The following is a 22,693-nucleotide window of genomic DNA, read 5'->3' as shown; positions in this document are numbered from 1 at the left end:
TGTGAACAGCGCGCATAAGCCTGACAAACCTAACTTTTCGGCTCGCCGCACCTATATCCCTAGTCCCAGCCCGACTCACCCTGGATTGCGCCAGACACAGCCCATGCGCTTCACGCCTCAATTCCTCGACGAGCTTCGGGCCCGGCTTTCGGTCTCCGAAGTCGTGGGCAAGCGCGTCAAGCTGAAGAAGGCGGGGCGGGAGTGGAAGGGGCTGTCGCCGTTCCAGCAGGAGAAGACGCCGTCCTTCTACGTCAACGACCAGAAGGGTTTTTACCACGACTTCTCCTCCGGCAAGCACGGCGACATCATCAGCTTCGTGATGGAGACCGACGGCCTGCCGTTTGCCGAGGCCGTCGAGCGGCTCGCCGGCATGGCCGGCCTGGCGCTGCCGGCGGTGACGCCGGATGCGGCCCGGCAGGAGCAGCGCCGCCGCACGCTGCATGACGTCATGGACCTCGCTGCGACCTATTTCGCGGAGACGCTGGCCTCGCGCCTGGGTGCCAAGGCGCGCGGCTATCTCGCCGACCGCGCCATCTCGCCGGCGACGCAATTGCAGTTCCGCCTCGGCTATGCCTCGCCGGATCGCTTCGCGTTGAAGGAGCACCTCGGCAAGCTCGGCGTCTCCGTCGACGACATGGTCGAGACCGGCCTGCTGGTCGCCGGCAACGACATTCCGGTGCCTTACGACCGCTTCCGCGATCGCGTGATGTTTCCGATCACGGATCTGCGCGGCCGCGTCATCGCCTTCGGTGGGCGCGCGCTGGAGAAGGACGTTCCGGCAAAATACCTGAACTCGCCGGAGACGCCGCTCTTCCACAAGGGCGACAATCTCTACAACCACCAGACCGCGCGCAAAGCCACCCATGACGGCAGCCCCCTGATCGTGGTCGAAGGCTATGTCGACGTCATCGCCATGGTCACCGCGGGTTTTGCCGGCAGCGTCGCGCCGCTCGGCACCGCGCTCACCGAGAGCCAGCTCGCGCTGCTCTGGAAGATGGCGGACGAGCCGATCCTTTGCTTCGACGGCGACCGCGCCGGCCAGAAGGCGGCCTATCGGGCCGCGGATCTCGCGCTGCCATTCCTCGCACCCGGCAAGAGTCTTCGTTTCGCGCTGCTGCCGGAGGGGCAGGACCCCGACGATCTCGCGCGCTCCGGTGGCCGGGCTGCGATCGAGGAGGTGATCGGCGCGGCCCGCCCGCTCGCCGACATGATCTGGTCGCGCGAGCTCGAAGGCGGCAATTTCGCCACGCCCGAGCGCCGCGCCGCGCTGGAGGCGCGCATCAGGGAGCTCACCAACGGCATCCGCGACGAGGTGGTGCGGCGCTATTACCGCGACGAGTTCGTCGAGCGGCTGCAGCGCACCTTCGCGCCCGAGGGCGGACGCGGCTTCAACGGCCGGGGCAATTTCCGCCAGGGCCAGGGAGGTGGCGGCCGCCCATTCCAGCCCAGGGGCGGCGGGGCGAATCGATTCGGCGGCCAAGGCTTCGGAGGCCAGGGATTCGGAGGAAGGGGCCGCGGCGCGTTCGGCCCTACCCCGCTACCGTCAGGCCCCTACCAGGCAGCCAGCCCCCAGCTGGCGGCCAGCCCGATCATGAAGGGCCAGCGCAGCGCCATCTCCCGCCGCGAGGCTCTGATCCTGCAATGCCTGATCAACCACCCCTGGCTGCTGCACGACCACCTCGAGGAGGTCGCGGCCCTGGAGCTGGCCCATCCCGAGGCCCACAAGCTCAGGGCCGGCATCATCGCCGCCTTCGCCAACGACCATCACCATTCGCCCGACCCCGAGGAGCAGGCCGAGAAGATGCGGTCGGACCTTGCAAAGGGTGGATTTTCGCAGGTTCTTCAAAGGGTTGAGAACGGCATCACCACCGCGGCGGTGTGGGGCGCGCGCGAGGGCGCGGCGCGGGACGACGTTCTTGCCACTTGGCATCAGCTGGTTGCCTTGCATCGGCAATGGCATTCACTACTTAGGGAGCTGAAGGATGCCGAGCTGGCCTTGGGGGAGGACCCCAGCGAGGCCAATTTGGCATGGCTGCGTGACGTCAAGGCTCGGATCGGCGAGGTCGACGGCACCGAAGCCCTGATCGAGGGTTTTGGCGAGCTGTCGGGTCGGTTCCAGAAGAGCATGTGATGAAAAGAATCATGCGGACGGCCGGGGCCGGAACCGCTAAAAGACTCGCCAAATCCTGGGTTTGGCGGCAAAAACAGGGTTAATCGAGGCTTAACGGTCTTGTAGCACTTTGGCCCAGAGGCGGCCGCAGGCAGAACAGACGCGTCAGGAATGAATCCGCGCAATCGCTGTTGGCACTACACCTGCATCCGCTGCGACAAAGAGGCTGACGAAGCGTTAGGCAATTCCGGCGAGAGAAAGTTGGGGGTGGCGAGAGACATGTGCGCCGCCCTTTCCGTGTCGAGAGCTGCCGAAGCGAGAGCGTCGAGCAACAGGTTCATGTGAATTCAGGCAGGCGCTGCCAAGCGCCTCGCATGAAGCGCGTTTAGGAGCAATGGATGGCCACCAAGGCAAAGACGCTGCAGGCGAAGGACAAGGAAAAAGACGACAAGGCAGCGGACGCGCCGGAGAAGGACTCCCAGGACGCGCCGTCGCCCTTGCTCGACCTGTCCGACGCCGCCGTGAAGAAGATGATCAAGCAGGCCAAGAAGCGCGGCTTCGTGACCTTCGATCAGCTCAACGAAGTCTTGCCGTCGGACCAGACCTCGCCCGAACAGATCGAGGACATCATGTCGATGCTCTCGGACATGGGCATCAACGTCACCGAAGCCGACGACACCGAAGGCGAGGAAGAGAAGGACGAGGGCGAGGACGAGACCGACAACGAGCTCGTCGAGGTCACCCAGAAGGCCGTCACCGAGGTCAAGAAGAGCGAGCCTGGCGAGCGCACCGACGATCCCGTGCGCATGTATCTGCGCGAGATGGGCACGGTCGAGCTGCTCTCCCGCGAAGGCGAAATCGCGATCGCCAAGCGCATCGAGGCCGGCCGCGAGGCGATGATCGCGGGGCTGTGCGAAAGCCCGCTGACCTTCCAGGCCATCATCATCTGGCGCGACGAGCTCAACGAAGGCAAGATCTTCCTCCGCGACATCATCGATCTCGAAGCCACCTATGCCGGCCCCGACGCCAAGGCCGGCATGAACAATGCGATGATCGCTGGTCCCACCGGCGAGAACGGCGAAGCCACGGCCGAAGGTGGTGACGCCGCCTCCGCTGCCGCGCCCGCGCACGTCGCCCCGCCGGCGGCGCCGCCGGCGCCGACCCCGTTCCGTGCCGCGGCTGCGCCCGGTGCCGCCGAAACCGAGGAGAAGGATCCGGCCGAGACCGCCGCCGAGGCCGACATGGACGACGACGAGTTCGAGAACCAGATGTCGCTCGCGGCGATCGAGGCCGAGCTCAAGCCGAAAGTGGTCGAGATCTTCGACAAGATCGCCGACAGCTACAAGAAGCTGCGCAAGCTTCAGGAGCAGGACATCCAGAACCAGCTCCAGAACGAGTCGCTCTCGCCGCACCAGGAGCGCAAGTACAAGAAGCTGAAGGACGAGATCATCGTCGAGGTGAAGTCGCTGCGCCTCAACCAGGCGCGTATCGACTCACTCGTCGAGCAGCTCTACGACATCAACAAGCGCCTCGTCTCGCATGAGGGCCGCCTGATGCGCCTTGCCGACAGCCACGGCGTCGCGCGCGAGGACTTCCTGCGCAACTACACCGGCTCGGAACTCGATCCGCGCTGGCTCAACCGCGTCTCGAAGCTCTCCGCGAAGGGCTGGAAGAACTTCGTCCATCACGAGAAGGACCGCATCAAGGACCTCCGTCACGAGGTGCATCAGCTCGCAGCCCTGACCGGCCTCGAGATTGTCGAGTTCCGCAAGATCGTGCACTCCGTGCAGAAGGGCGAGCGCGAGGCACGCCAGGCCAAGAAGGAGATGGTGGAAGCCAACCTCCGTCTCGTGATCTCGATCGCCAAGAAGTACACCAACCGCGGCCTGCAGTTCCTCGACCTGATCCAGGAAGGCAACATCGGCCTGATGAAGGCGGTCGACAAGTTCGAGTACCGCCGCGGCTACAAGTTCTCGACCTACGCCACGTGGTGGATCCGCCAGGCGATCACGCGCTCGATCGCCGACCAGGCCCGCACCATCCGCATCCCCGTGCACATGATCGAGACGATCAACAAGATCGTGCGCACGAGCCGGCAGATGCTCAACGAGATCGGCCGCGAGCCGACCCCGGAAGAGCTCGCCGAGAAGCTCGGCATGCCCCTGGAGAAGGTCCGCAAGGTCCTCAAGATTGCGAAAGAGCCGCTGTCGCTGGAGACGCCCGTCGGTGACGAAGAGGATTCGCACCTCGGCGATTTCATCGAGGACAAGAACGCGATCCTGCCCATCGACGCCGCGATCCAGTCCAATTTGCGCGAGACCACCACGCGCGTGCTGGCCTCGCTGACCCCGCGCGAAGAACGCGTGCTCCGCATGCGCTTCGGCATCGGCATGAACACGGATCACACGCTGGAAGAAGTGGGGCAACAGTTCAGCGTGACCCGCGAGCGTATCCGTCAGATCGAGGCGAAGGCGCTGCGCAAGCTGAAGCATCCGTCGCGCAGTCGGAAGCTGCGGAGCTTCTTGGATAATTGATCGCAGGCAGCGATCGAAAGCAAAACGGCGGGCCTTGGCCCGCCGATTTTGCTTTGCCGTCATTGCGAGCGTAGCGAAGCAATCCAGAGTCTTTCCCGCAGAGGCATTTCTGGTTTACTTCGCTGCGCTCGCAATGACGCGGAGCAGCCGCGCCTACTTCTTCTTCGCCCCGACGCGTTCCAGCCGCTTGATCTCCAGCGCCGGCCGGCCGCTCTTCTCCGCGATCTCGCGGTCCTGTTCCATGATGAAGCCGCGGGCGGGTTCGTCGCCGTCGAGGCCGCCGAGCAGTTCTGCGGGCACGCGGCGGTTGGAGCGCTGGGAATCGTCTTCATAGACGACGTTGAAGAAGGCGAATTCGCCTTTGGGGTTGGTTCCGGGTTTTTTGGCCATGGCGGCTTGTCGTCGATAGCAGCGCCATAGTCAAATGACTTTGCGCCTTTCGGCGGCGGCACGGAGCCGTTGCCGCGGACCCGCCGCATCGGAGACCCCCGTCTCACCAATGCTCGCCTCATAAACGGCGGGCCGAAGCCCGCCGTTTATTCTGGTCTTCAGTGTCGCCCGGGGCTGGCGGGGTGACAACCTAAAATAGAAGGCTATAGAAGCCGCGCTGCGATGGCAAGATGAATCATGGCGGCGGCGATGTCGCGGCGAGCGCATCAGATATGCGTTGGCTGCGATGTGTGATGTGGTGCCACATCGAAGCAATTGGTTGGATTGTCACACCACTTTGTTCGTCTTTGCGTCCTCGCGCCGCACGCATGTGGGCCGCGTTCTTGTCGGAAAGTTGCGCTGGCCTGCACGTCCTCCCGCTTGCGTGCAGATGACATGAAGCGGCTTGCATGGCGGCGCGTATCTCATCGCGTGCGCGTGCGCTGCGCTACCTCCTGCACGGCGAGCCGCGATCCGTGCCCGCCGCCTTTGCCGCTGTCCTCTTTCCGCCCCTGCGCCATGATCGCGCTGCCCATCGCGGCCGAGCCGAAGGTGATGAGGAAGGAGGCCAGCAGCAGCCCCAGCGCGACGCCGGGCGAGCTGTCGGCGAAGATCAGCTCGCGCAGATGTCCGGGATTGAGCCAGAGCAGCCCACCGACGAGCAGCGCCGCGGCGCAGGCGCCGATCGCAAGGTTGATGGCGAGCAGGCGGAACAGGGGGATGCGGAGCAGGGAGCGGGCGGGTTGAGGGTTGGACATGGCTGATTGCTTCATGCTGGCAGAAAGCGGCGATCGCGCGGCGCAAGCAACGATATCATAGCGCCAACTCTTTCATCCGTCATTCCGGGGCGCGACGAAGTCGCGAGCCCGGAATCCATCAGGCGGCAGAGACGGTGGAGAAATGGATTCCGGGTTCGCGCTACGCGCGCCCCGGAATGACGAGGGGAAAGTGCCGCGATACCATTCCCCTCACGCCGCCGGCGCAGCCCGGCCGGCGGATGCGTGCTGCTGCGCGGCCTGCTGGCGTTCCATCATGTTTTGCCACAGCGTGGCGATGCTCGCTTGCGTCTGCGGTGCGATCAGGCAATGGCCTTCATTGTCGAAGCCGCAGAACCGCACCGACGGATCCTTCTTCACCTCGACCAGCGCCTGGTTGATCATCTCGAGGCAGGTGATGACCTCGCCGACGTCGTGCAGGCGGGTGTGGTGCAGGATGTCCATCAGGCGGAACGTCATCACTGCGGGCTGGCCGAAGCTGATGCCGGGACGACCGAGCTCGAGCAGCACGTTGACCGCCGGCAGCACGCCCCTGATGTGCTCGAGCACGCCGGCGACGTCTTCCACGCTGCAGGCGACGAGATGGGACGCCTGGGGCGGGATCGTCACGGGGGCGCGGGGCGTAAGGCCGAGCGAAGAGATCACCTCCTGCTCGATCCATTGCCGCACCGCTGCGGGCGCATTGCGAATCTGCTCGGCGGTCAGGGTAATTCCGGTCATGGGTAAGTCTCCTGCGGTTCTCCTGTTGACGGCAATCTAGAAAGCAGGGAGTGAGACGGTTTGATGCGGATCAAGCCTCCTGCTTTGACGCTCGCGGCTTTCCCGGGCATGATCCGCGCGCTGCTTCGCGCATTATTTTTGGGGGATTGCTCCGCATGCTGAGACCGCTACTCGCCGCCGCTGCCGTCCTTGCTCTGGCCGGCGGCTCGGCGCAGGCCGCGCGCTGCGGCGGCGACTTCAACACCTTCGTCGCCGCCATGGCCCAGGAGGCGCAGGCGGCCGGCGTCTCGGCGAGCGTCACCAATTCGGCGCTAGGCGGCGTGACGCCCGACCCTGCGGTGCTCGCCTTCGACCGCCGCCAGCGCTACACCTTCAACAAGACCTTCGAGCAATACGTCTCGACCCGCGTCGGCCCGGGCCGCATCAATGGTGGCCGCGCGATGCTGCAGCGCCATGCCGCGCTGCTCTCGCGCATCGAGCAGAAATTCGGCGTGCCCAGGTACATCCTGGTCGCGATCTGGGGCCTGGAGAGCGATTTCGGCAAGGGCGACATCGGCAAGATGCCGGTGGTCCGCACGCTGGCGACGTTGGCGCATGATTGCCGCCGCACCGATCTGTTCCAGGGCGAGCTGCTCGCCGCGCTCAAGATCGTGCAGCGCGGCGACCTGCCGCTGCGCGACATGATCGGCGCCTTTGCCGGCGAGATCGGCCAGACTCAGTTCTTGCCGTCGTCCTACATCAAGTACGGCGTCGATTTCGACGGCGACGGCCATGTCGACCTCCGGCACAGCATCCCCGACGTGCTCGCCTCGACCGCGAACCTCTTGCACACGAGCGGCTTCAAGATGGGCCAGCCCTACGGCGAAGGCACCGCCAATTTCGAGGCGATGCGCGAGTGGAACAGGGCGGTGGTGTATCGCAAGACCATCGGCTATTTCGCGGATCGTTTGGCAGGGCAGTGAGGCGGGCGCTGAATTCGTAGGTTGGGCAAAGGCGCTCTTGCGCCGTGCCCACCACCTTTGCGTCATCGTGAGAAATCGTGGGCGCGCTTCGCTTTGCCCACCCTACGACAGCGAAGAGTGCGGCGACGCCATCGCGTCACTCACTGCCCCTTCGCCATCCTCTCCAGCTTCCGTTGCAGCGGCGCCCAATAGGTGCCCGGGCGGAAGCGCTGCAGCAGGTCCATGAAGCGGGCGTCGTTGCCGATCAGGATGCGCGGCTCGTTCCGTTCAATGCCCTTGATGATGCGCAGCGCGGCGTCCTTCGGCGTGGTCTTGGCCGCGTTCTCGAACCGCTCGATCGACTGCGCGCGGCGGGCATTGTCGGTGACGCCGATTCCGCTGCGGGAATTGCGCGCGATCGCGGTGGCGACGCCGCCGGGATGCACCACCGACAGTTTGACGGGACTTCCCGCAACGCTGAGCTCGTGCCGCACGCTCTCGGAAAAGCCGCGCACCGCGAATTTCGCTGCCGCATAGGCCGATTGTCCCGGCGGGGCGATGATGCCGAAGATCGAGGACAGGTTGACGATATGCGCTTCGCTCCTCGTCGTCAGATGCGGCAGGAAGGCGCGCGTGCCGTGCACCACGCCCCAGAAATTGATGTCGAACAGCCAGTCCATCTGCGCCTGGTCGATCTCATCGAACGAGCCCATCAGCGCCACGCCGGCATTGTTGACGAGGATGCCGAGCTCCGGATGCGCGGAAATCGCCTCGGCCGCAAATTGCGCGATGTCGGCGGGCACGCCGACGTCGACGCGATGCACGCTGACCTTGCGGTCTCGTCCGATCTCCGCCGCCAGCGCCTTCAGCCCGGCCTCGTCGCGATCGGCGAGCGCGAGATCGCAGCCACGCCGCGCAAGCTCGATGGCCAGCGCCCGGCCGATGCCGCTGGCGGCTCCCGTGATGGCGGCGGCGCCCCGAATCGCTGTCATGGTGTTCCCCCGTCGAGTTTCCACATTGGAACTATGATTTACATTTTTTCAGAATGGAACCGAACTCCATGGGAATTTCCTCCTTAACGTACGTTACGCAAGCAAGCATTGGGAGACGCTCATGGGACAAGCTCAACCATTTCGTGCCACGGCTCTGATCGTCGAGGACGACGTCATGCAGCGCGAGATGCTGTGTCTCCTGCTGGAAGAGAGCGGCTATCAGGTGATCCAGTGCGAGAGCGCCGAGGCCGCCGAGCGCGTGCTCGAGAAGAGCGCCGGCGCGCTCTGTCTGATGATGACCGACGTGCAGCTCGCCGGCCGCATGAACGGGGTCGAGCTCGCCCATGTCGCCAAGGATCGCAATCCCGGGCTCGACGTCGTCGTCACCTCCGGCCGCCCGCTGATGCAGCCCTTGCCCGAGGGTGCGAAGTTCTGGGCAAAACCCTGGGCGCCGCTCGACGTGCTGCGCGAAGCCGAGCTCGCGCAGCTGTCCTGACCCGCCTCGATCCGTCATCCTGAGGCGCGCGCGCCGCGGTGCGACAGCGTCGTGGCGCAAGCCTCGTTGGTGCGCTCAGCGCTTGTCAGCCCGCCATCGTAGCTGAAGGCGCAGCTTCCGCGTCGCGAGGCGGGCTGCTATGGTTCGGCCATGTCCTGGTCCTTCCTGCTCACCTCGCTCATCGTCGTCGCCTCGCCCGGCACCGGCGTGCTCTACACGCTGGCTGTGGCGCTGACGCGCGGCTCGCACGCCAGCCTTGCCGCCGCCTTCGGTTGCACCCTCGGGATCGTGCCGCATATGTGTGCCGCGATGTTGGGGCTCGCCGCCGTGCTCCACACCAGCGCGCTCGCCTTCGCCGCGCTGAAATGGGGCGGCGTCGCCTATCTGCTCTACATGTCCTGGCAGGCGCTGCGCGAGAGCGGGGCGCTTTCGGTCGAGGGCGGGATCAGCGAGCGTTCGAGCGGCCGCGTCGTCGTCACCGGCTTTCTGATCAACATCCTCAATCCCAAGCTGTCGATCTTCTTCCTCGCCTTCCTGCCGCAGTTCATCGCCGCGGACGAGGCCCATGTGCTGGCGCGCATGCTGGAATTGAGCGGCGCCTTCATGGCGATGACCTTCGCGGTGTTCGCCGTCTACGGCCTCTGCGCCGCCTCGGTGCGCGAGCGCGTCATCTCGCGCCCCCGCGTCATGGCCTGGCTGCGCCGCAGCTTCGCCGCCGGCTTTGCCGCACTCGGCGCCAAGCTGGCGTTCGCGGAGAGGTAGCCTCCCGGCCAATAAAAAAGCGAGCTCGCGCCCGCCACATCAAACCCTCACCCGACGCCCGGGCGGAGCGAGGCTCCACCCGGGCAAAGAACAAGCCTCGTTACTTCTTCTTCGCCTTCTTGGCCTTCTTCGCCTTCTTCTTCGTCGCCTTCTTCGCTTTCTTAGCCATAGGATCCTCTTAAGGGTTAATGGTGAAACGCGACACGAGGGATGCTCGGCGGAGGGCCAGCCTCGCAACATCCTCAGGCGCAAGCTCAGCAGATTCGCAGGTCTCTGCCCCGCGCTGTCACATCGATGTCATCGCGTTATCCACAGCTCAGATGCATTTTCAGGTGATTTTGCCGCGCGAATCCGCTTCGCACCCCCGCCGCGGCGCGGCCCACGCGTGCGCGGCAGGGCTTGATTAACGATGCCGGAGGCCGCTTTTGGGATTCATCAATCCAAAACCAACGCCGGAGTTTGCGCGATTGCGGTGAGACTCCATTAAGCGCGTCGCGCACATGATCCTCCGCAAGAACACGGGGGCGGGTAATGTACGGACGTTTGCCAAACGAAGAGGGCGGGACCATGCGCGTCCCGCAGTCGCCATGCTGAGCGTGCCGACACTCTGGACCGTCATCGTCATCAACTTCCTGGCGCTGGGCATGGTCTGGGCCTATGTGGCGCGCGCCTATCCCAAATTCGAGGCGGCGCGGTACTGGACGGCGGCCGCGTTTCTGGCCGCATCGGGCGCGGCGATCTCGATGCTGCGCGACGTGATGGACCCGCGCTTCCCGCTGATCGCCGGCGGCGGCATCATGATCTTTTCGTCCTGGCTCGCCTGCATGGGCGTGGCGCGGTTCTATCACCGGCCGGTATCCTGGCCGGCCGCCATCGTCAATTCGCTGCTCGCGACCGCCGGGCTCGCGTTCTTCCTGGTCGTCACCGACAACATGCCGATGCGGGTCGTGATCTACTCGCTGGCCCAATCGACCCCGATCCTGCTGACGCTGCCGCTGCTGATCGGCGAGCAGAGCGGCCGGGAGAATCCCGGCGCCCGGCTCGCGGCGATCGTGGGATTTCTGCTGCTGTCGATTCACGCCGTCCGCTCCGGCGCGGCGCTGCTCGGCTATGGCGGCGCCATCACGGCGATCAACTTCAACGGCTTGCAGTCCATCATGATCCTGCTGCTGGTGTTTCTGGCCATGGGCTGGAATTTCGCCTGCCTGCTGATGGCGATCGAGCGGCTGCGCAACGAGGTCGCCGACCTCGCGCTGCTCGACGACCTCACCGGCGTCGCCAACCGGCGGCATCTGTTGCAGCGCCTGACCGAGGAATGCGCCCGCTCCGAGCGCAGCCATCAGCCGTTCTCGCTGCTGGTGATCGATCTCGACGGCTTCAAGACCATCAACGACACCCACGGCCATGCCGCCGGCGATGCCTGCCTGAAGCACTTCACCCTGATGGCGCAGACGCGGCTGCGGCCCGGCGACATGCTCGCCCGCACCGGCGGCGACGAGTTTTGCGTCGTGCTGCCGTCCTCGTCGCTGCGCGAGGCCGCGATGATCGCCCGCCGCGTGCTCGAGGTCTGCCGCCAGGATGCCGAGGCCTGCACCGGCAACGACATCCCGATCGCGATCTCGATCGGCGTCGCGCAATGGGATCACGGCATCGGCGCGTTCCCGGACCGCCTGATGGCCAATGCCGACCACGCCCTCTACGCCGCCAAGAAGAACGGCAAGAACGACTTTGCCGTCTACGATCCGGCGCCGCCGCTGTCGCCCGAACCGAACGACTCGCGCGAGGCCTCGCACCATTTCGCCTGAGGCCATGCTAGATTGCGGCCGCCCTTGGACCCCGCATGATGATTGCCCGCCTGCTCGCGGCCGCTCTCGCCGCTCTCTGCCTGATCTTCCCCGCGGTCGCTGAGGACGCCGAACTGACAAGGCTCGCGCGCGGCTCCGGCACGCCGGAGATTCCCGGCCTGAAGATGGTCTGGCTGGCGCCGTGGGGAGACGTCCGCGACGCAAGACCCTGGCGCAACATCATCGTGCACCAGACCGAAGGGCCGGCGGGCTCGGCGCGCGGCGGCGCGCTGGCGCAGGCCAAGGCTCCGACCCGCCGCGGCGTCACGGTGTGGGTCGAGACCGACGGCACAGTCTATTGGGCGGTCGCGGAAAACCTGGTGCCGACCCATGGCGACGGCGCCAACCGCAACGACAACAAGTACATCGACAACGGCCCGACCTACCGCCAGGTCGTGCGCGACAATTCGATCGGCGTCGAGTTCGCCGGCAATTATCCCGACGTCGCCGCAGGCCCGACCGAGGCGCAGGTCGCGGCGTGGAAGATCCTCGTGAAGGTGCTGCGCGCGCGGTACGGCATCCCTCTCGACCGCGTCTACGCCCACAACTGGATCGACTACAAGGACGCGCGCTATTGCGAAGGCTGCTGGCTCGCGACCCTGGCGCGGATGTGGGGAGAGTAGAGTTGGCGGCGGCGCTCTTCCTTCTCCCCTTGCGGGAGAAGGTGGCGCGGAGCGCCGGATGAGGGGTATCTCTCCCCATGTACAGACGTTGAGAGTTTCGTTCGCGGAGGGAACCCCTCACCCGTCTCGCCGCTGCGCGGCGAGCCACCCTCTCCCACTGTTCAGACCGGGGAGATGGTGGACGGGTGTTCGGAGACATCGTGGACACTTTCTGGGCTCCCGTCGAGAGGTCGGATGTCGACGGTTGCAATCGTTTGGGTTCTGAACACGACGTCGAAGACGCCAGACAAACTCCAATCTCGCGTCCATCCGAGACACCTCGCGGAACGGCATCCGACAGCCTCCTTACTGAGCTGTCGAAAGTGTCCACGATGTCTCCGAACACCCGTCCACCATCTCCCCGGTCTGAACACCCACAAGGGGAGAGGGAAAGCTCACATCGGCTGCGACATCCAGCCGAACAGCCGCGTCATCAGTCCCGGCCGGCGCGGCAATTCCGGCGGCGCGTCCGCGGCCAGTACGCGCTTGAAGAGGTAGTCCAGGAACACCATGTCGTTCGGCTCGGTGACGGTGAACTGCTCCTCGCCGAAGAACACGCTGTAGCTGTAGAAGAACGGGCCCATCAGCGGGATCGTCGCCGTGCCGGCATAATCCTTCGAGATCACGAACTCCGACGGCTCGAGGCCGTGCTCGCGCATCGCCTGCTCGACCAGCGGCAGCTTGCGCATGAACTCGCCCGAGAAGCCGCCCACGGTGGATTGCAGGATGATCGACACGGCGCTTGTCCACTCGCTGCTATCGGTCCGGTCATTCTGGGTCGGTCGATCGGCAGCGCGGGTTCAAGGCAGGCCGGCAGACGCGGCGTGCTGGATGCCCGGTCAAGCCGCGGCAGGACAGCGGGGGTGGGCTGGCTTCGCGTCCAAACGATGCTCACGCCACAAACAAAAAAGCCGGCGTCACCGCCGGCTTTCTGTCTCTTTCGATCCGCCAATCTCTCTTCGCGGCGAAGCCCCGCTCAGTGCGCGGCTTCCAGCGCGGCCTGTTCGGCCTTTGCGATCGTGCCCTTGACCGCGGACTGCACCTTCTCGAAGGCGCGGACCTCGATCTGGCGGACGCGCTCGCGCGACACGCCGAACTCGGCGGCAAGGTCTTCCAGCGTCATCGGCTCATCGGCGAGGCGGCGGGCCTCGAAGATGCGGCGTTCGCGCGGGTTGAGCACGCCCATGGCGCCGTTCAGCGCTTCACGGCGGTGATCGTACTCCTCGTGCTCCGCCATCATGGCTTCCTGGTTGGGCGTGTTGTCGACCAGCCAGTCCTGCCATTCGCCGGCCTCGCCGTCGTCGCGGATCGGCGCGTTGAGCGACGCGTCGCCGCCGAGGCGGCGGTTCATGTCGATCACGTCCTGATCGGTGACGCCGAGGCGCTTGGCGATGATCTTCACCTGGTCGGGGCGCAGATCGCCTTCGTCCAGCGCGTTGATCTTGCTCTTCGCCTTGCGCAGGTTGAAGAACAGCTTCTTCTGGTTCGCGGTGGTGCCCATCTTCACGAGCGACCAGGAACGCAGGATGTACTCTTGAATCGACGCCTTGATCCACCACATGGCGTAGGTGGCGAGACGGAACCCCTTCTCGGGTTCGAAACGCTTCACCGCCTGCATCAGGCCGACATTGCCTTCCGAGACGACCTCGGAGATCGGCAAGCCGTAGCCGCGATAGCCCATGGCGATCTTGGCGACGAGCCGGAGATGGCTGGTGACGAGTTGGTGCGCCGCGTCGCGATCGTCATGCTCGCGCCAACGCTTGGCGAGCATGTATTCCTGCTGGGGTTCCAGCATTGGGAATTTGCGGATCTCGGCGAGGTAGCGAGATAGGCCGGATTCTCCATTGAGGACCGGCAAAGCAGCGGTACGGGCCATGGTGCGCCCTCCAAAGGTTCAGGCCCCCGATAGCGGCGGGCCAGGCAGACGACCGCTGTGTCAAAGCCGGTCGGGCTGCGATGTTCCGCGTCGGTCATTCCAACGCAGGCGCAATATACTCCATCGCGGGGCAAAAAGGGAAGGATTGCTGACGTCACGTCCCCGTGTGGCCGCTATAACTTTTTGTAATGTAACGCCTTTCTTAAACGGGCTGCGTCATAGCGCCGCTTTCAGGGTGCTTTGCAGGAGAAGCAAATCCTCTGGTAGAGCCGCCTCCCAGTGCAGTAATTCTCCGCTCCTCGGATGCTCCAATACCAGAAGGTAAGCATGTAGGGCCTGCCGTCCGAGCGCGGCCAGGGCGGCCTGCGACTCGGGGCCGAGCTGGTTCGCCTTGGTCTTGAAATGCGGGCCATAGACCGCGTCCCCCATCAGGGGATGGCCGATATGGGCGAGGTGCACGCGGATCTGGTGGGTGCGCCCGGTCTCGAGCTCGCAGGCGAGCAGCGAGGCCACGGGCTTGCCGTCGCGCCCGGCAAAGCTCTCCAGGATCTCCCAATGTGTCACCGCCTCGCGGCCGCCCTGGCGCACCGCCATCTTCTCGCGCGCATGCGGATGGCGGTCGATCGGCGCATCGACCGTGCCGCGGTGCCGGCCGGGCACGCCCCAGGCAAAGGCCATGTAGCCGCGCCGCATCTCGCCGGTGCGGCCGTGATCGGCGAACTGGGCCGACAGCGAGGCGTGGGCCATGTCGTTCTTGGCGACCACCATCAGCCCGGTGGTGTCTTTGTCGAGCCGGTGCACGATGCCGGGCCGGCGCACCCCGCCGATGCCCGACAGCGAGGCGCCGCAATGGGCGATCAGGGCGTTGACCAGCGTGCCGGTTTCGTGGCCGGCGGCGGGATGCACCACCAGTCCCTTCGGCTTGTTGATCACGACGATGTCGTCGTCCTCGAACACGATGTCGAGGGCGATCTCCTCGCCCTTGGGCTCGGCGGGCGCTGCCTCCGGCACGTCGATTGTGATCGTATCGCCGGATGCGACGTGATAAGCGGGGTCGCGGACCGGGGCCGCCTTCAGGCTCACCGCGCCCGCCAGGATCAGGGTCTTGAGCCTTGATCGCGACAGCTCCGGCAGCCGCGCCGCCAGCACGCGGTCGAGCCGGGCCGAACCCTCGTCGCCGGCGACCACGACCTCTAACCTCTGCGCTGAATCCGGGCTTTCCATGACGACGTCTGACACCGCTGTTCCCGAACCGACCCCCGAGCAGGCCGCGCTGTTCGCGCGGGTGCGGCGGATGATGCTGATCGCGGGGTTGACCACGGCGCTGGCGATCTGCGCCGTGCTGATCGCGGTGGGCTACCGCCTTTTCAAGTCGGAGGGAAGGGCGCCCGAGGCGGCCGGCGACGTCACCGCCACCCTGCCGAAGGGCGCCAGGATCGTCTCGACCGGGGTTGCCGGCGACCGTCTCGTGGTCACGCTGGATCTCGGCGGGGTGATCGAGATCCGGACCTTCGACGCCCATACCCTGAAGCCTGTCGGACGGCTGAAATTCGCCAATGAGCCGTAAAAGGCCCGCCGGGGTCCTTGCGGCGGACAAATTTCGAGGCTATTGGCTAGCCCTCACGCTCCCTTCGTCTAGCGGTTAGGACGCGGCCCTCTCAAGGCTGAAACAGGGGTTCGATTCCCCTAGGGAGCGCCAGATACATCCTAAGCCATTGAAAACCTGCATGCTCTAGGCAACCATGTTAGCCTGGAGAAACCGCCTGCTACTTGCGTAGCTCACGAGGCGGTCCGCATTGGTCGTGCAATGGCAATCCTGATCCCCAGCCTCGGCTTCGCGCGCTTCGACAGCCGTGGGGAGCTTCGACTCGCCGAACGCCTCAAGGACTTTCTCGAAGAGAACGCCGTCGTTTGGCACAACCTTCCCGTCGGCCCCCTCAACCGGCATCCGGATTTCATCATCGTTCATCCCGCGAACGGCCTGCTCGTGCTCGAGGTGAAGGACTGGCGTCTGGAGACGATCGTCTCGGCGGACAAGACGCAAGTCGAGCTGCTGACACAGCGTGGCGTCGTGCGGGAGAGCAATCCGCTCGAGCAGTCGCGCAAATACACGTTCGAGGTCTTGCGCACGCTGGAGCGGGACGGGCAGCTGCTGTTTCCGCCCGGTCATCGCTTCGCGGGCCGCACACTGGTGCCGTTCGGCTATGGCGCCGTGTTCACGAACATCACGCGCAAGCAGTTCGACCAGACCGACCTCAAGGAGGTGTTTCCCGAGCAGCTGTGCGTGTTCAAGGACGAAATGACGGAGGGCGTCGATCCCGAGGAATTCCGGTCCAGGCTATGGCGCATGGTCTATCCGCGTCTCGGAGAGCCGCTGTCCATGCCGCAATTCGACCGGCTGCGTGCGCTGCTGTTTCCCGAGATCCGCATCCGGCAGATCGCCCTGCCTCTGGACGATGCGCCCAAGGCCGATCCTTCGGACCGGACGCTTGCGGTCATGGACCTGCATCAAGAGCAGTTCGCGCGCAGTCTCGGGGAGGGACATCGCATCATTCGCGGCGTGGCCGGATCGGGCAAGACCCTGATCCTGGCGTTTCGAGCCGAGTATCTGGCGCGCGCGGCGGCCAAGCCGGTGCTGATCCTGTGCTACGCCAATGGCATCGCAGGGCGCCTCGAAGATGCCATGCAGAGCCGGGGCGTGGAGGACCGCGTTCAGGTTCTCACCTTTCACTCCTGGTGCTACCGGATGCTGCGCACCTACGGACTCCCCGCGCCCTCCGAGCGGGACTATCCGGATTACGCCGAGCGGCTGGCCGCCAGCGTTGCCGCGGTCGTGGCGGCGGTCGATCAGGGCCACATCCCGCCGGAGCAATATGACGCCGTCCTCATCGACGAGGCGCACGATTTCGAGCCGCGTTGGCTCGCGCTGGCGGCCAAGATGGTGAACCCCCGCACCAAGGCGCTGATGGTCGTCTACGACGACATCCAGGCGATCTACAAAGGGCGCGAACGCCCGGTGTGGAGCCAGCTCGGGATCGAAGCCAAGGGCAGAACCACCGTGTTGAAGGTCAACTACCGCAACACCGCGCAAATCGTCGCCTTCGCGAGACGCTTCGCTGCGGACGTCATTGGCGCTCCCGGCACGACGGCCGATGACGAGCACGCCATCCTGCTGCCCGAAGATGCCGGCCGGCAGGGACTGGAGCCGGACGTGCGTCGATGCGTGAGCATCGACGCGGAAGCGCACTGCGTCGCCGAGTGGTTCCTGGATCGGAAAAAGGCCGGCTACGAGTGGTCGCAGATGGCGTGCCTCTACCCCGAGCACTGGATCGGGGGGAAGGTCGCACAGATTCTGGCCAAGCATAAAGTGCCGATCGATATGGCCAAGGACAACCGCAACCGGGTCTCGATCAAGCGCGTGGCCGTGCGATTCCTGAGCATGCATTCCGCCAAGGGTCTCGAGTTTCCCTGCGTCGCCATGGCCGGCCTCGGCCTGCTCGGCCGCCATGGCGAGACCGTCGAGGAGTGCGTGCGACTGACCTATGTCGGCGTGACCCGCGCGACGCACGAGGCGCTGCTGACGTACTCGAGTGAAACGGCGCTGGTGCAGCGTTTGATCGCGTGAGCCTGTTGCTCTCCCTCACGCCGTCGTGCCGTCGATTAAGCGGCGGATCACCTTCTGCACCTCCGTGAAACTCGGCTTTGTGATCGGGAGGCGATGGGCGCAATGACAACGCTTGCCCGCCGCCGGCAGATCAAAATGTGCCTTTCGCTTGATCTACCTCAAGACGAAATTGCGCTCAGCTTGCAACTTATAGCTTATTAAGAGAAGTCCGGCCATGAAATATTTGTCGCATGCAGCAGTATGCCTAGTTGCCGCCGCCTTCATGTTTCTGCCATTCGCATCTAAGGCGCATGCCGCTAACTGTCAGACATTAACTGCACCCGGCTCGTGCGTTGGTGGCGTGTGGTACGAGTGCGAAAGGACACTATGCTGTGAGTGGGTGGTAGTGAGTTCGCCATGGCCTCCACACTACGAGAACCGATGCACTTCAGACATTTCTTGTTCGCCAATCGGAGGTTCCTGCAAAAAGACCCGCGGCCATCGGCGAGCACCTCGACCGTAAGCAGCCTCACCTAACCAGCGCCGCGCCGTGCGATTCCTGAGCATGCATTCCGCCAAGGGTCTTGAGTTTCCCTGCGTCGCCATTGCTGGCCTCGGCCTGCTCGGCCGCCATGGCGAGACCGTCGAGGAGTGCGTGCGACTGACCTATGTCGGCGTGACCCGCGCGACGCACGAGGCGCTGCTGACGTACTCGAGCGAAACCGCCTTGGTGCAGCGTTTGATCGCGTAGACTGACGCCTTCAGCCTCTCTCTTACGCCGTCGTCCCGTCGATCGACCGCCGGATCACCTGCTGCACTTGCCCGTTCGACAGGAACAGGTCGTGGTTGACGATGCCCCAGCCTTCCGCCGAGGCATCGACCACGCGGACGCCGAGGCGGGCGATGGCGGCCTTTTCGGCGGCGCCGACGCGGGTCATGCCGCCGGCGAGCTGGCCTGACAGCGCCAAAGCGCGATCGTTGGTCGCGGCGATCACGGTGATCTTGCCCGCCAGCGGGCCGATGCGCTGCACCGCCGACGAGAACACGTCCATGTCGATGTCGGGGGCGGCAAACACCACCGCGCCGATCTTGCCCGTGACCGTCTCGCCGTATCGCGCATGGAGCTGGCGCAGGCTCTCTAACGTCAGCATGGTTCCCATGCTATGCGCAACGATGTGGACGCGGCCCGTCCCCGGCGCCGACACCAGCGCAGAGAGCACCCGCTCGAATTCGTCGCGCGACCACATCGCGCTGTCGCGGTCATAGGCGTAGTCGAACAGCCCGGCCTTGGACGGCCATGCGAACACCATGGTCCGGCCGCGGAACCTGATCGCATCGGAGAGATAGGCGCCATCCAGCACCGCCGTCTCGAACGTCTGCTTGAAGCCGTGCACATAGATCAGCACGTCGCCGCCGCCGGTCTGCGCGGCGAGGTCGCCGGCGTCGGCCGGCACCGGTTCGATCCGATCAAGACGCCAACCGCCAAGTCCGACCGAGGCGAGCGACAGGCGGCTCTCGTCGGGCGCCGCCAGCTTGGCCCGCGCCACGGTCATGCTGGTCGCGCGCTCCGGACCGAACCAGGGTTTGCTGCGCGCCCCGTTCGCGGGCTTGCGCGTGGTGGCGACGAGCAGAGTGGGATCGACCGAGAGCGACGAGGCATCGTAGCGCGCGCCGGTCGCGCCGAGGCCGGCGCAGCCGCCGAGCGCGAGGGCGCTGCCTGCGGACATCAGCCCGCCGAGCAAAGCGCGGCGCGATATGGAAGGATTTGTTTGTAGAGGACGTCGGCTTATCACAAGGAACCCATGGGAACTTTGCCCCCGACGGCGCCGCCCCATCTGCTCTCTGAATGACAATGGGGGCGAGATAGCGGCGGAGCGGCGTCGCGTACCTCGTGGCGTTCAGGTGAATGCCAAGGTCAGTCGACGATCTCGATGGAATGGACCTCGCACCAATCGCGCAAGGCCCGCTCCGTCGCCTTGTTCCGGTAGTCATGCCAGGCACCGATCGCTCTTCGTCGTGACAGAAGGGCCTTGAACTTCTGGTAGGCGCCGCGTTTGCTGAAGAAATAACGAACCTCGTCCAAATCATCGGGCAGCAGCTCGCGGACAAAGGCGATCACAAGAGGCTTGCCGAGGTCGAAATCTCGAGAGTTCGGGATCCGTAAGTACTTGGCCTCGTCTTCGATATCGTCAGGCAGTTCGTCTTCCTCTAGGTCTTGCAGACTGTCGTCGTCGAATTGGTAGTAGATCTTTCCCGTCTGCCTGCAGACGAAGGTGTGGCACTCCCCCATGCCGCCGCTGACGTCGGCGAACTCGAAAGCCTGGAGGATGTCTTTGAACGTGACGGGCATTGGGTGCACACGATCCTATCGCAGTTGCAGTTCCTTCAAACGGCCTCGTAAGATGCGATCTTCTTGATCTGAGGTGCGAGCGCGTCTTCCGCCGTTTCGAGGTCGAAGCGGGTTTGAATACTCATCCAGAACGCCGCACCCGTCTTGAAGAATTTTCCCAGCCGCAGCGCGGTGTCGGCCGTGACGGGCTTTTCTTCGCGCGCAATGCGCTCGATCCGCGTGCGCGGCACATTCAGCGCGGCGGCGACCGTGTAGGGTGTCAGCTTGAGCGGAACGAGAAATTCTTCGCGCAGGATCTCGCCGGGATGAATCGGCGGAAGTTTCCGTGCCATCTGCGAACTCCTTTTCGGTTGGCAACACTTGGCCCGTCGAACTAATGATAGTCCATGATCTCGACGTCTTCTGGGCCCGCGTTCGTCCATCTGAACACGATCCGCCACCGATCGTTGATGCGGATCGAGTGTTTGCCCGCCAACTCGCCCTTGAGGGCTTCGAGACGGTTGCCGGGCGGCGACCTGAGGGCTTCGAGAAAATCGGCGGCGTATCTTGTTGGGATACCAATTCCGACCCTTCGTCAGGTCGGCCTGGGGCCCCGTCGGGCAAAACACCCCAATTCCCTGTCAACCCCTCTCGGCAAAAATATTCCACTTTACCGAAATTCGGATTTGTCGTATGTGTCGGCCATCCCAGCCCACCAAAGGGGCGGTCGTACGTCGTTTCGAGCGCGGGCTGGGAGTTGCGATGGACGCGGGCGGCGTTAAAGGCGGAGCTTGCGCGTGCAGGGCGAGATCAACCTCGTGAGCAGGCGTGACCCGCAAAGACGAACGGCGCTGCTTGCGTACGGCGAAACCGTGTGGTCCTGGCCGTCGTTGCTACGGTCAAGCTTTCGCGGAGATGCCGGCGAGCCCAACCGGGCAGGCTGCATCATCCAATTCGCGGGGCGAGGGAGGCCAGAAGGAAAGTTCGGCTCCCGGGAGAGCGCGGCATAGGCCGTCAAACCATCGCGCAGGGAAGGCCTGGTTTCGGCTGCCCTGTGTCTCCCCTGTGCATTGCGTGTGCATCTGTTCAGCACGGGGGTCTTTACGGGTGCCGGCCGGCGCCCGGCCTTCCCTGCGCCCTTTCCGTCGAAAGGGTGTGAAGAGAAGCACAGCTCGGGCAAATCATGCCGCGAGAGCGCGAACGCGTGCCCGATCGACCTGCGACAATCGTGCAGGGTTCACGGGCCGGTTTCAGCCTGGCGCAACCGAATCTCAACCGTACCCGTGTAGGCCTCTCTTTTGTCATCCACGGTCTCCTACCACGGGTCTCTTGCATGAAATCGGCTTGGCGTTTCTCTCTCCTGCTTGTCGTCCAATTCCTCATGGCGGTTTCCGCCCATGCGCAGGAAGGCCAGGTCGTCAAATTGTCGGCCGGCATCGAATACCAGCGCATCGCGCGCTGGGATGCCGATCAGCTCAACAAGATCCTGCAGGTGGGTACGCCTGCTTTTGCCGGCATCACGACGGCCTACAGCCCGGCGCGCAATGCCGTTCGCCTCTATCGCGTAACCTATTCGTCCGTCGTGCCCGAGCGCGGCAACAAGCCGACGATCGCGTCCGGACTGCTCGCGATCCCCGAGGACAGCGGTACCTCGTTCCCATTGGTGTCGTATCAGCACGGCACCGTCTACGGGAAGCAGGAGGTTCCCTCCTTTCCGCAGCAATCGCCGGAAACGCAATTGATGATCGCCCAGTTCGCAGGGCAGGGATACGCCGTGATCGGCGCCGATTATTTCGGGCTCGGAACGTCGTCGGAGCCGGAAGGCTACATGGTGAAGGCGAGCCACCAGCAGGCAACCTACGACATGTTGATGGCAAGCCGCGCCGTGCTCGATCATCTCAAGCTCGCCACGACCAAGCTGTTTCTCGCGGGCTGGTCGCAAGGCGGGTTCGTGACCATGGCCATGCTCGAAAAGCTCGAGCAGGCCGGGGTCAAGGTCGACGGGGCCGTGACCGCGAGCGCGCCGGCCGACGTGTTCGTCGCGTTGAACGGCTTTCTCAATTTCCCGCGCAAGAACGATGCGAGCTGGGTCAACTCGCTGTTCATCCTCTCGGCCTTTTCCTTCGAAAACTATTACGGCGTGCCGGGACTGGCGCGCTCGCTGATCGCCGAACCCTATTATGAGCTGGCGCGCAAGGCCTACATGCGCGAGCCCTTCAATCCCGCCGACGTGCCGGCCGACCTGCACAAGCTGCTGCGGCCCGATTATTTCGATCCGCAGTTCTTCGCCGCCTCCGCCTATGGCCGCCTCGTGGCGCAGACGCAATCCTATCGCTGGCTGATCAAGAGCCCTGTGCGCAACTATTATGGCGAGAGCGACGAGGCCATCAGCGTCGGCCTCGGCCAGCTGCCCATGACCTACCAGCGCGCGATCGGCAGCGGCAACCCGGTGGTGGAGGCGGTCTCGACCGGCAAGACCAGCCATCGCGGCACCTTCGCCACCGCCGTGCCGCAATGGAAGACGTGGTTCGACGGGCTGTAGCGCGGATCGTCGGGCCTTCATGGTTTGAGACGCCCGCGTTGCGGGCTCCTCGCCATGAAGGTCGATGATCTCTCGC

21 protein-coding genes, 1 tRNA gene and 1 pseudogene are annotated in these 22,693 nt (G+C 64.8%); 12 read left to right on the top strand and 11 right to left on the bottom strand.

What is annotated here, in order from left to right:
- Positions 1-103: 103 nt before the first annotated feature.
- Together dnaG and rpoD are read left to right on the top strand one after the other, a co-directional pair.
- Positions 104-2,131 carry a DNA primase gene (dnaG, locus tag DCM79_RS01595; protein WP_257178220.1) on the top strand — a complete coding sequence of 676 codons (2,028 nt, stop codon included), beginning with the start codon at positions 104-106 and terminating at the stop codon, positions 2,129-2,131.
- Between the two features lie 377 nt (positions 2,132-2,508).
- Positions 2,509-4,644, top strand: coding sequence for an RNA polymerase sigma factor RpoD (gene rpoD / locus DCM79_RS01590; RefSeq protein ID WP_257178219.1), 2,136 nt, complete (start codon positions 2,509-2,511; stop codon positions 4,642-4,644).
- A 153-nt stretch (positions 4,645-4,797) separates the two neighbouring features.
- Here the strand turns inward: rpoD and DCM79_RS01585 are convergent, their stop codons facing one another.
- The 3 genes from DCM79_RS01585 to DCM79_RS01575 form a co-directional block, all read right to left on the bottom strand.
- Positions 4,798-5,034: a hypothetical protein gene (locus tag DCM79_RS01585; protein ID WP_028134491.1), complete on the bottom strand. Its 237-nt coding sequence runs from the start codon at positions 5,032-5,034 to the stop codon at positions 4,798-4,800.
- Between the two features lie 464 nt (positions 5,035-5,498).
- Positions 5,499-5,831: a hypothetical protein gene (locus DCM79_RS01580; protein WP_257178218.1), complete on the bottom strand. Its 333-nt coding sequence runs from the start codon at positions 5,829-5,831 to the stop codon at positions 5,499-5,501.
- 210 nt (positions 5,832-6,041) lie between these two features.
- Positions 6,042-6,569 (bottom strand): hypothetical protein, encoded by a 528-nt coding sequence (locus DCM79_RS01575; protein WP_257178217.1) that lies wholly within the window; start codon positions 6,567-6,569, stop codon positions 6,042-6,044.
- Positions 6,570-6,724: 155 nt separating this feature from the next.
- On the opposite strand from DCM79_RS01575, the gene DCM79_RS01570 reads away from it, so the two are divergent.
- Positions 6,725-7,531 (top strand): lytic murein transglycosylase, encoded by an 807-nt coding sequence (locus DCM79_RS01570; protein ID WP_257178216.1) that lies wholly within the window; start codon positions 6,725-6,727, stop codon positions 7,529-7,531.
- Between the two features lie 140 nt (positions 7,532-7,671).
- On the opposite strand, the gene DCM79_RS01565 is transcribed toward DCM79_RS01570, so the two are convergent.
- Entirely contained in the window at positions 7,672-8,502 is an 831-nt protein-coding gene (locus DCM79_RS01565) for an SDR family oxidoreductase (protein WP_257178215.1), read from the bottom strand.
- 121 nt (positions 8,503-8,623) lie between these two features.
- Between DCM79_RS01565 and DCM79_RS01560 the strand changes: the two genes are divergently transcribed.
- The 4 genes from DCM79_RS01560 (at position 8,624) to DCM79_RS01545 (ending at position 12,227) form a co-directional block, all read left to right on the top strand.
- Complete coding sequence (locus DCM79_RS01560) at positions 8,624-8,998, top strand: response regulator (protein ID WP_257178214.1); 375 nt, start codon at positions 8,624-8,626, stop codon at positions 8,996-8,998.
- Between the two features lie 150 nt (positions 8,999-9,148).
- Positions 9,149-9,760 carry a LysE family translocator gene (locus DCM79_RS01555; protein WP_257178213.1) on the top strand — a complete coding sequence of 204 codons (612 nt, stop codon included), beginning with the start codon at positions 9,149-9,151 and terminating at the stop codon, positions 9,758-9,760.
- Positions 9,761-10,347: 587 nt separating this feature from the next.
- The gene (locus DCM79_RS01550) at positions 10,348-11,565 is read left to right on the top strand and encodes a GGDEF domain-containing protein (protein ID WP_257178212.1); all 1,218 of its coding nucleotides are present in this window, start codon (positions 10,348-10,350) and stop codon (positions 11,563-11,565) included.
- A gap of 35 nt (positions 11,566-11,600) precedes the next feature.
- Positions 11,601-12,227 carry a peptidoglycan recognition family protein gene (locus DCM79_RS01545; protein WP_257178211.1) on the top strand — a complete coding sequence of 209 codons (627 nt, stop codon included), beginning with the start codon at positions 11,601-11,603 and terminating at the stop codon, positions 12,225-12,227.
- Positions 12,228-12,661: 434 nt separating this feature from the next.
- Here DCM79_RS01545 and DCM79_RS01540 read toward each other — a convergent pair whose 3' ends face one another.
- The 3 genes from DCM79_RS01540 to DCM79_RS01530 form a co-directional block, all read right to left on the bottom strand.
- Positions 12,662-13,003: a hypothetical protein gene (locus DCM79_RS01540; protein ID WP_257178210.1), complete on the bottom strand. Its 342-nt coding sequence runs from the start codon at positions 13,001-13,003 to the stop codon at positions 12,662-12,664.
- A gap of 239 nt (positions 13,004-13,242) precedes the next feature.
- Positions 13,243-14,142 carry an RNA polymerase sigma factor RpoH gene (gene rpoH / locus DCM79_RS01535; protein ID WP_028134500.1) on the bottom strand — a complete coding sequence of 300 codons (900 nt, stop codon included), beginning with the start codon at positions 14,140-14,142 and terminating at the stop codon, positions 13,243-13,245.
- 216 nt (positions 14,143-14,358) lie between these two features.
- The gene (locus tag DCM79_RS01530) at positions 14,359-15,366 is read right to left on the bottom strand and encodes an RluA family pseudouridine synthase (protein ID WP_257180924.1); all 1,008 of its coding nucleotides are present in this window, start codon (positions 15,364-15,366) and stop codon (positions 14,359-14,361) included.
- On the opposite strand from DCM79_RS01530, the gene DCM79_RS01525 reads away from it, so the two are divergent.
- The 4 genes from DCM79_RS01525 (at position 15,365) to DCM79_RS01510 (ending at position 18,497) form a co-directional block, all read left to right on the top strand.
- Positions 15,365-15,709 carry a hypothetical protein gene (locus DCM79_RS01525; RefSeq protein WP_257178209.1) on the top strand — a complete coding sequence of 115 codons (345 nt, stop codon included), beginning with the start codon at positions 15,365-15,367 and terminating at the stop codon, positions 15,707-15,709. The two genes, DCM79_RS01530 and DCM79_RS01525, sit on opposite strands and share 2 nt — an antisense overlap.
- 57 nt (positions 15,710-15,766) lie before the next feature.
- Positions 15,767-15,841 (top strand) — tRNA-Glu (locus DCM79_RS01520).
- 108 nt (positions 15,842-15,949) lie between these two features.
- Entirely contained in the window at positions 15,950-17,767 is a 1,818-nt protein-coding gene (locus DCM79_RS01515; RefSeq protein ID WP_257178208.1) for a DEAD/DEAH box helicase, read from the top strand.
- A gap of 529 nt (positions 17,768-18,296) precedes the next feature.
- Positions 18,297-18,497: an ATP-binding domain-containing protein gene (locus tag DCM79_RS01510; protein ID WP_257178207.1), complete on the top strand. Its 201-nt coding sequence runs from the start codon at positions 18,297-18,299 to the stop codon at positions 18,495-18,497.
- Between the two features lie 22 nt (positions 18,498-18,519).
- Here DCM79_RS01510 and DCM79_RS01505 read toward each other — a convergent pair whose 3' ends face one another.
- The 4 genes and pseudogenes from DCM79_RS01505 to DCM79_RS01490 all read right to left on the bottom strand — a co-directional run.
- Complete coding sequence (locus DCM79_RS01505; protein ID WP_257178206.1) at positions 18,520-19,473, bottom strand: alpha/beta hydrolase; 954 nt, start codon at positions 19,471-19,473, stop codon at positions 18,520-18,522.
- Positions 19,474-19,661: 188 nt separating this feature from the next.
- The gene (locus DCM79_RS01500; protein ID WP_257178205.1) at positions 19,662-20,096 is read right to left on the bottom strand and encodes a hypothetical protein; all 435 of its coding nucleotides are present in this window, start codon (positions 20,094-20,096) and stop codon (positions 19,662-19,664) included.
- Between the two features lie 35 nt (positions 20,097-20,131).
- Positions 20,132-20,428, bottom strand: coding sequence for a HigA family addiction module antitoxin (locus tag DCM79_RS01495; protein WP_257178204.1), 297 nt, complete (start codon positions 20,426-20,428; stop codon positions 20,132-20,134).
- A 41-nt stretch (positions 20,429-20,469) separates the two neighbouring features.
- Positions 20,470-20,625 (bottom strand): annotated as a pseudogene (locus DCM79_RS01490) (type II toxin-antitoxin system RelE/ParE family toxin); the annotation flags it as partial.
- An 831-nt stretch (positions 20,626-21,456) separates the two neighbouring features.
- Between DCM79_RS01490 and DCM79_RS01485 the strand changes: the two are divergent.
- Positions 21,457-22,617, top strand: a complete 1,161-nt coding sequence (locus DCM79_RS01485; protein WP_257178203.1) for a S9 family peptidase — start codon at positions 21,457-21,459, stop codon at positions 22,615-22,617.
- Positions 22,618-22,693 lie beyond the last annotated feature (76 nt).

The organism is Bradyrhizobium sp. WBOS07 (assembly GCF_024585165.1).
In the GTDB taxonomy this organism is placed as follows: domain Bacteria; phylum Pseudomonadota; class Alphaproteobacteria; order Rhizobiales; family Xanthobacteraceae; genus Bradyrhizobium; species Bradyrhizobium japonicum_B.
Note: the sequence above shows the minus strand (reverse complement) of the source record. Positions and strands in the feature narration are given on the sequence as shown.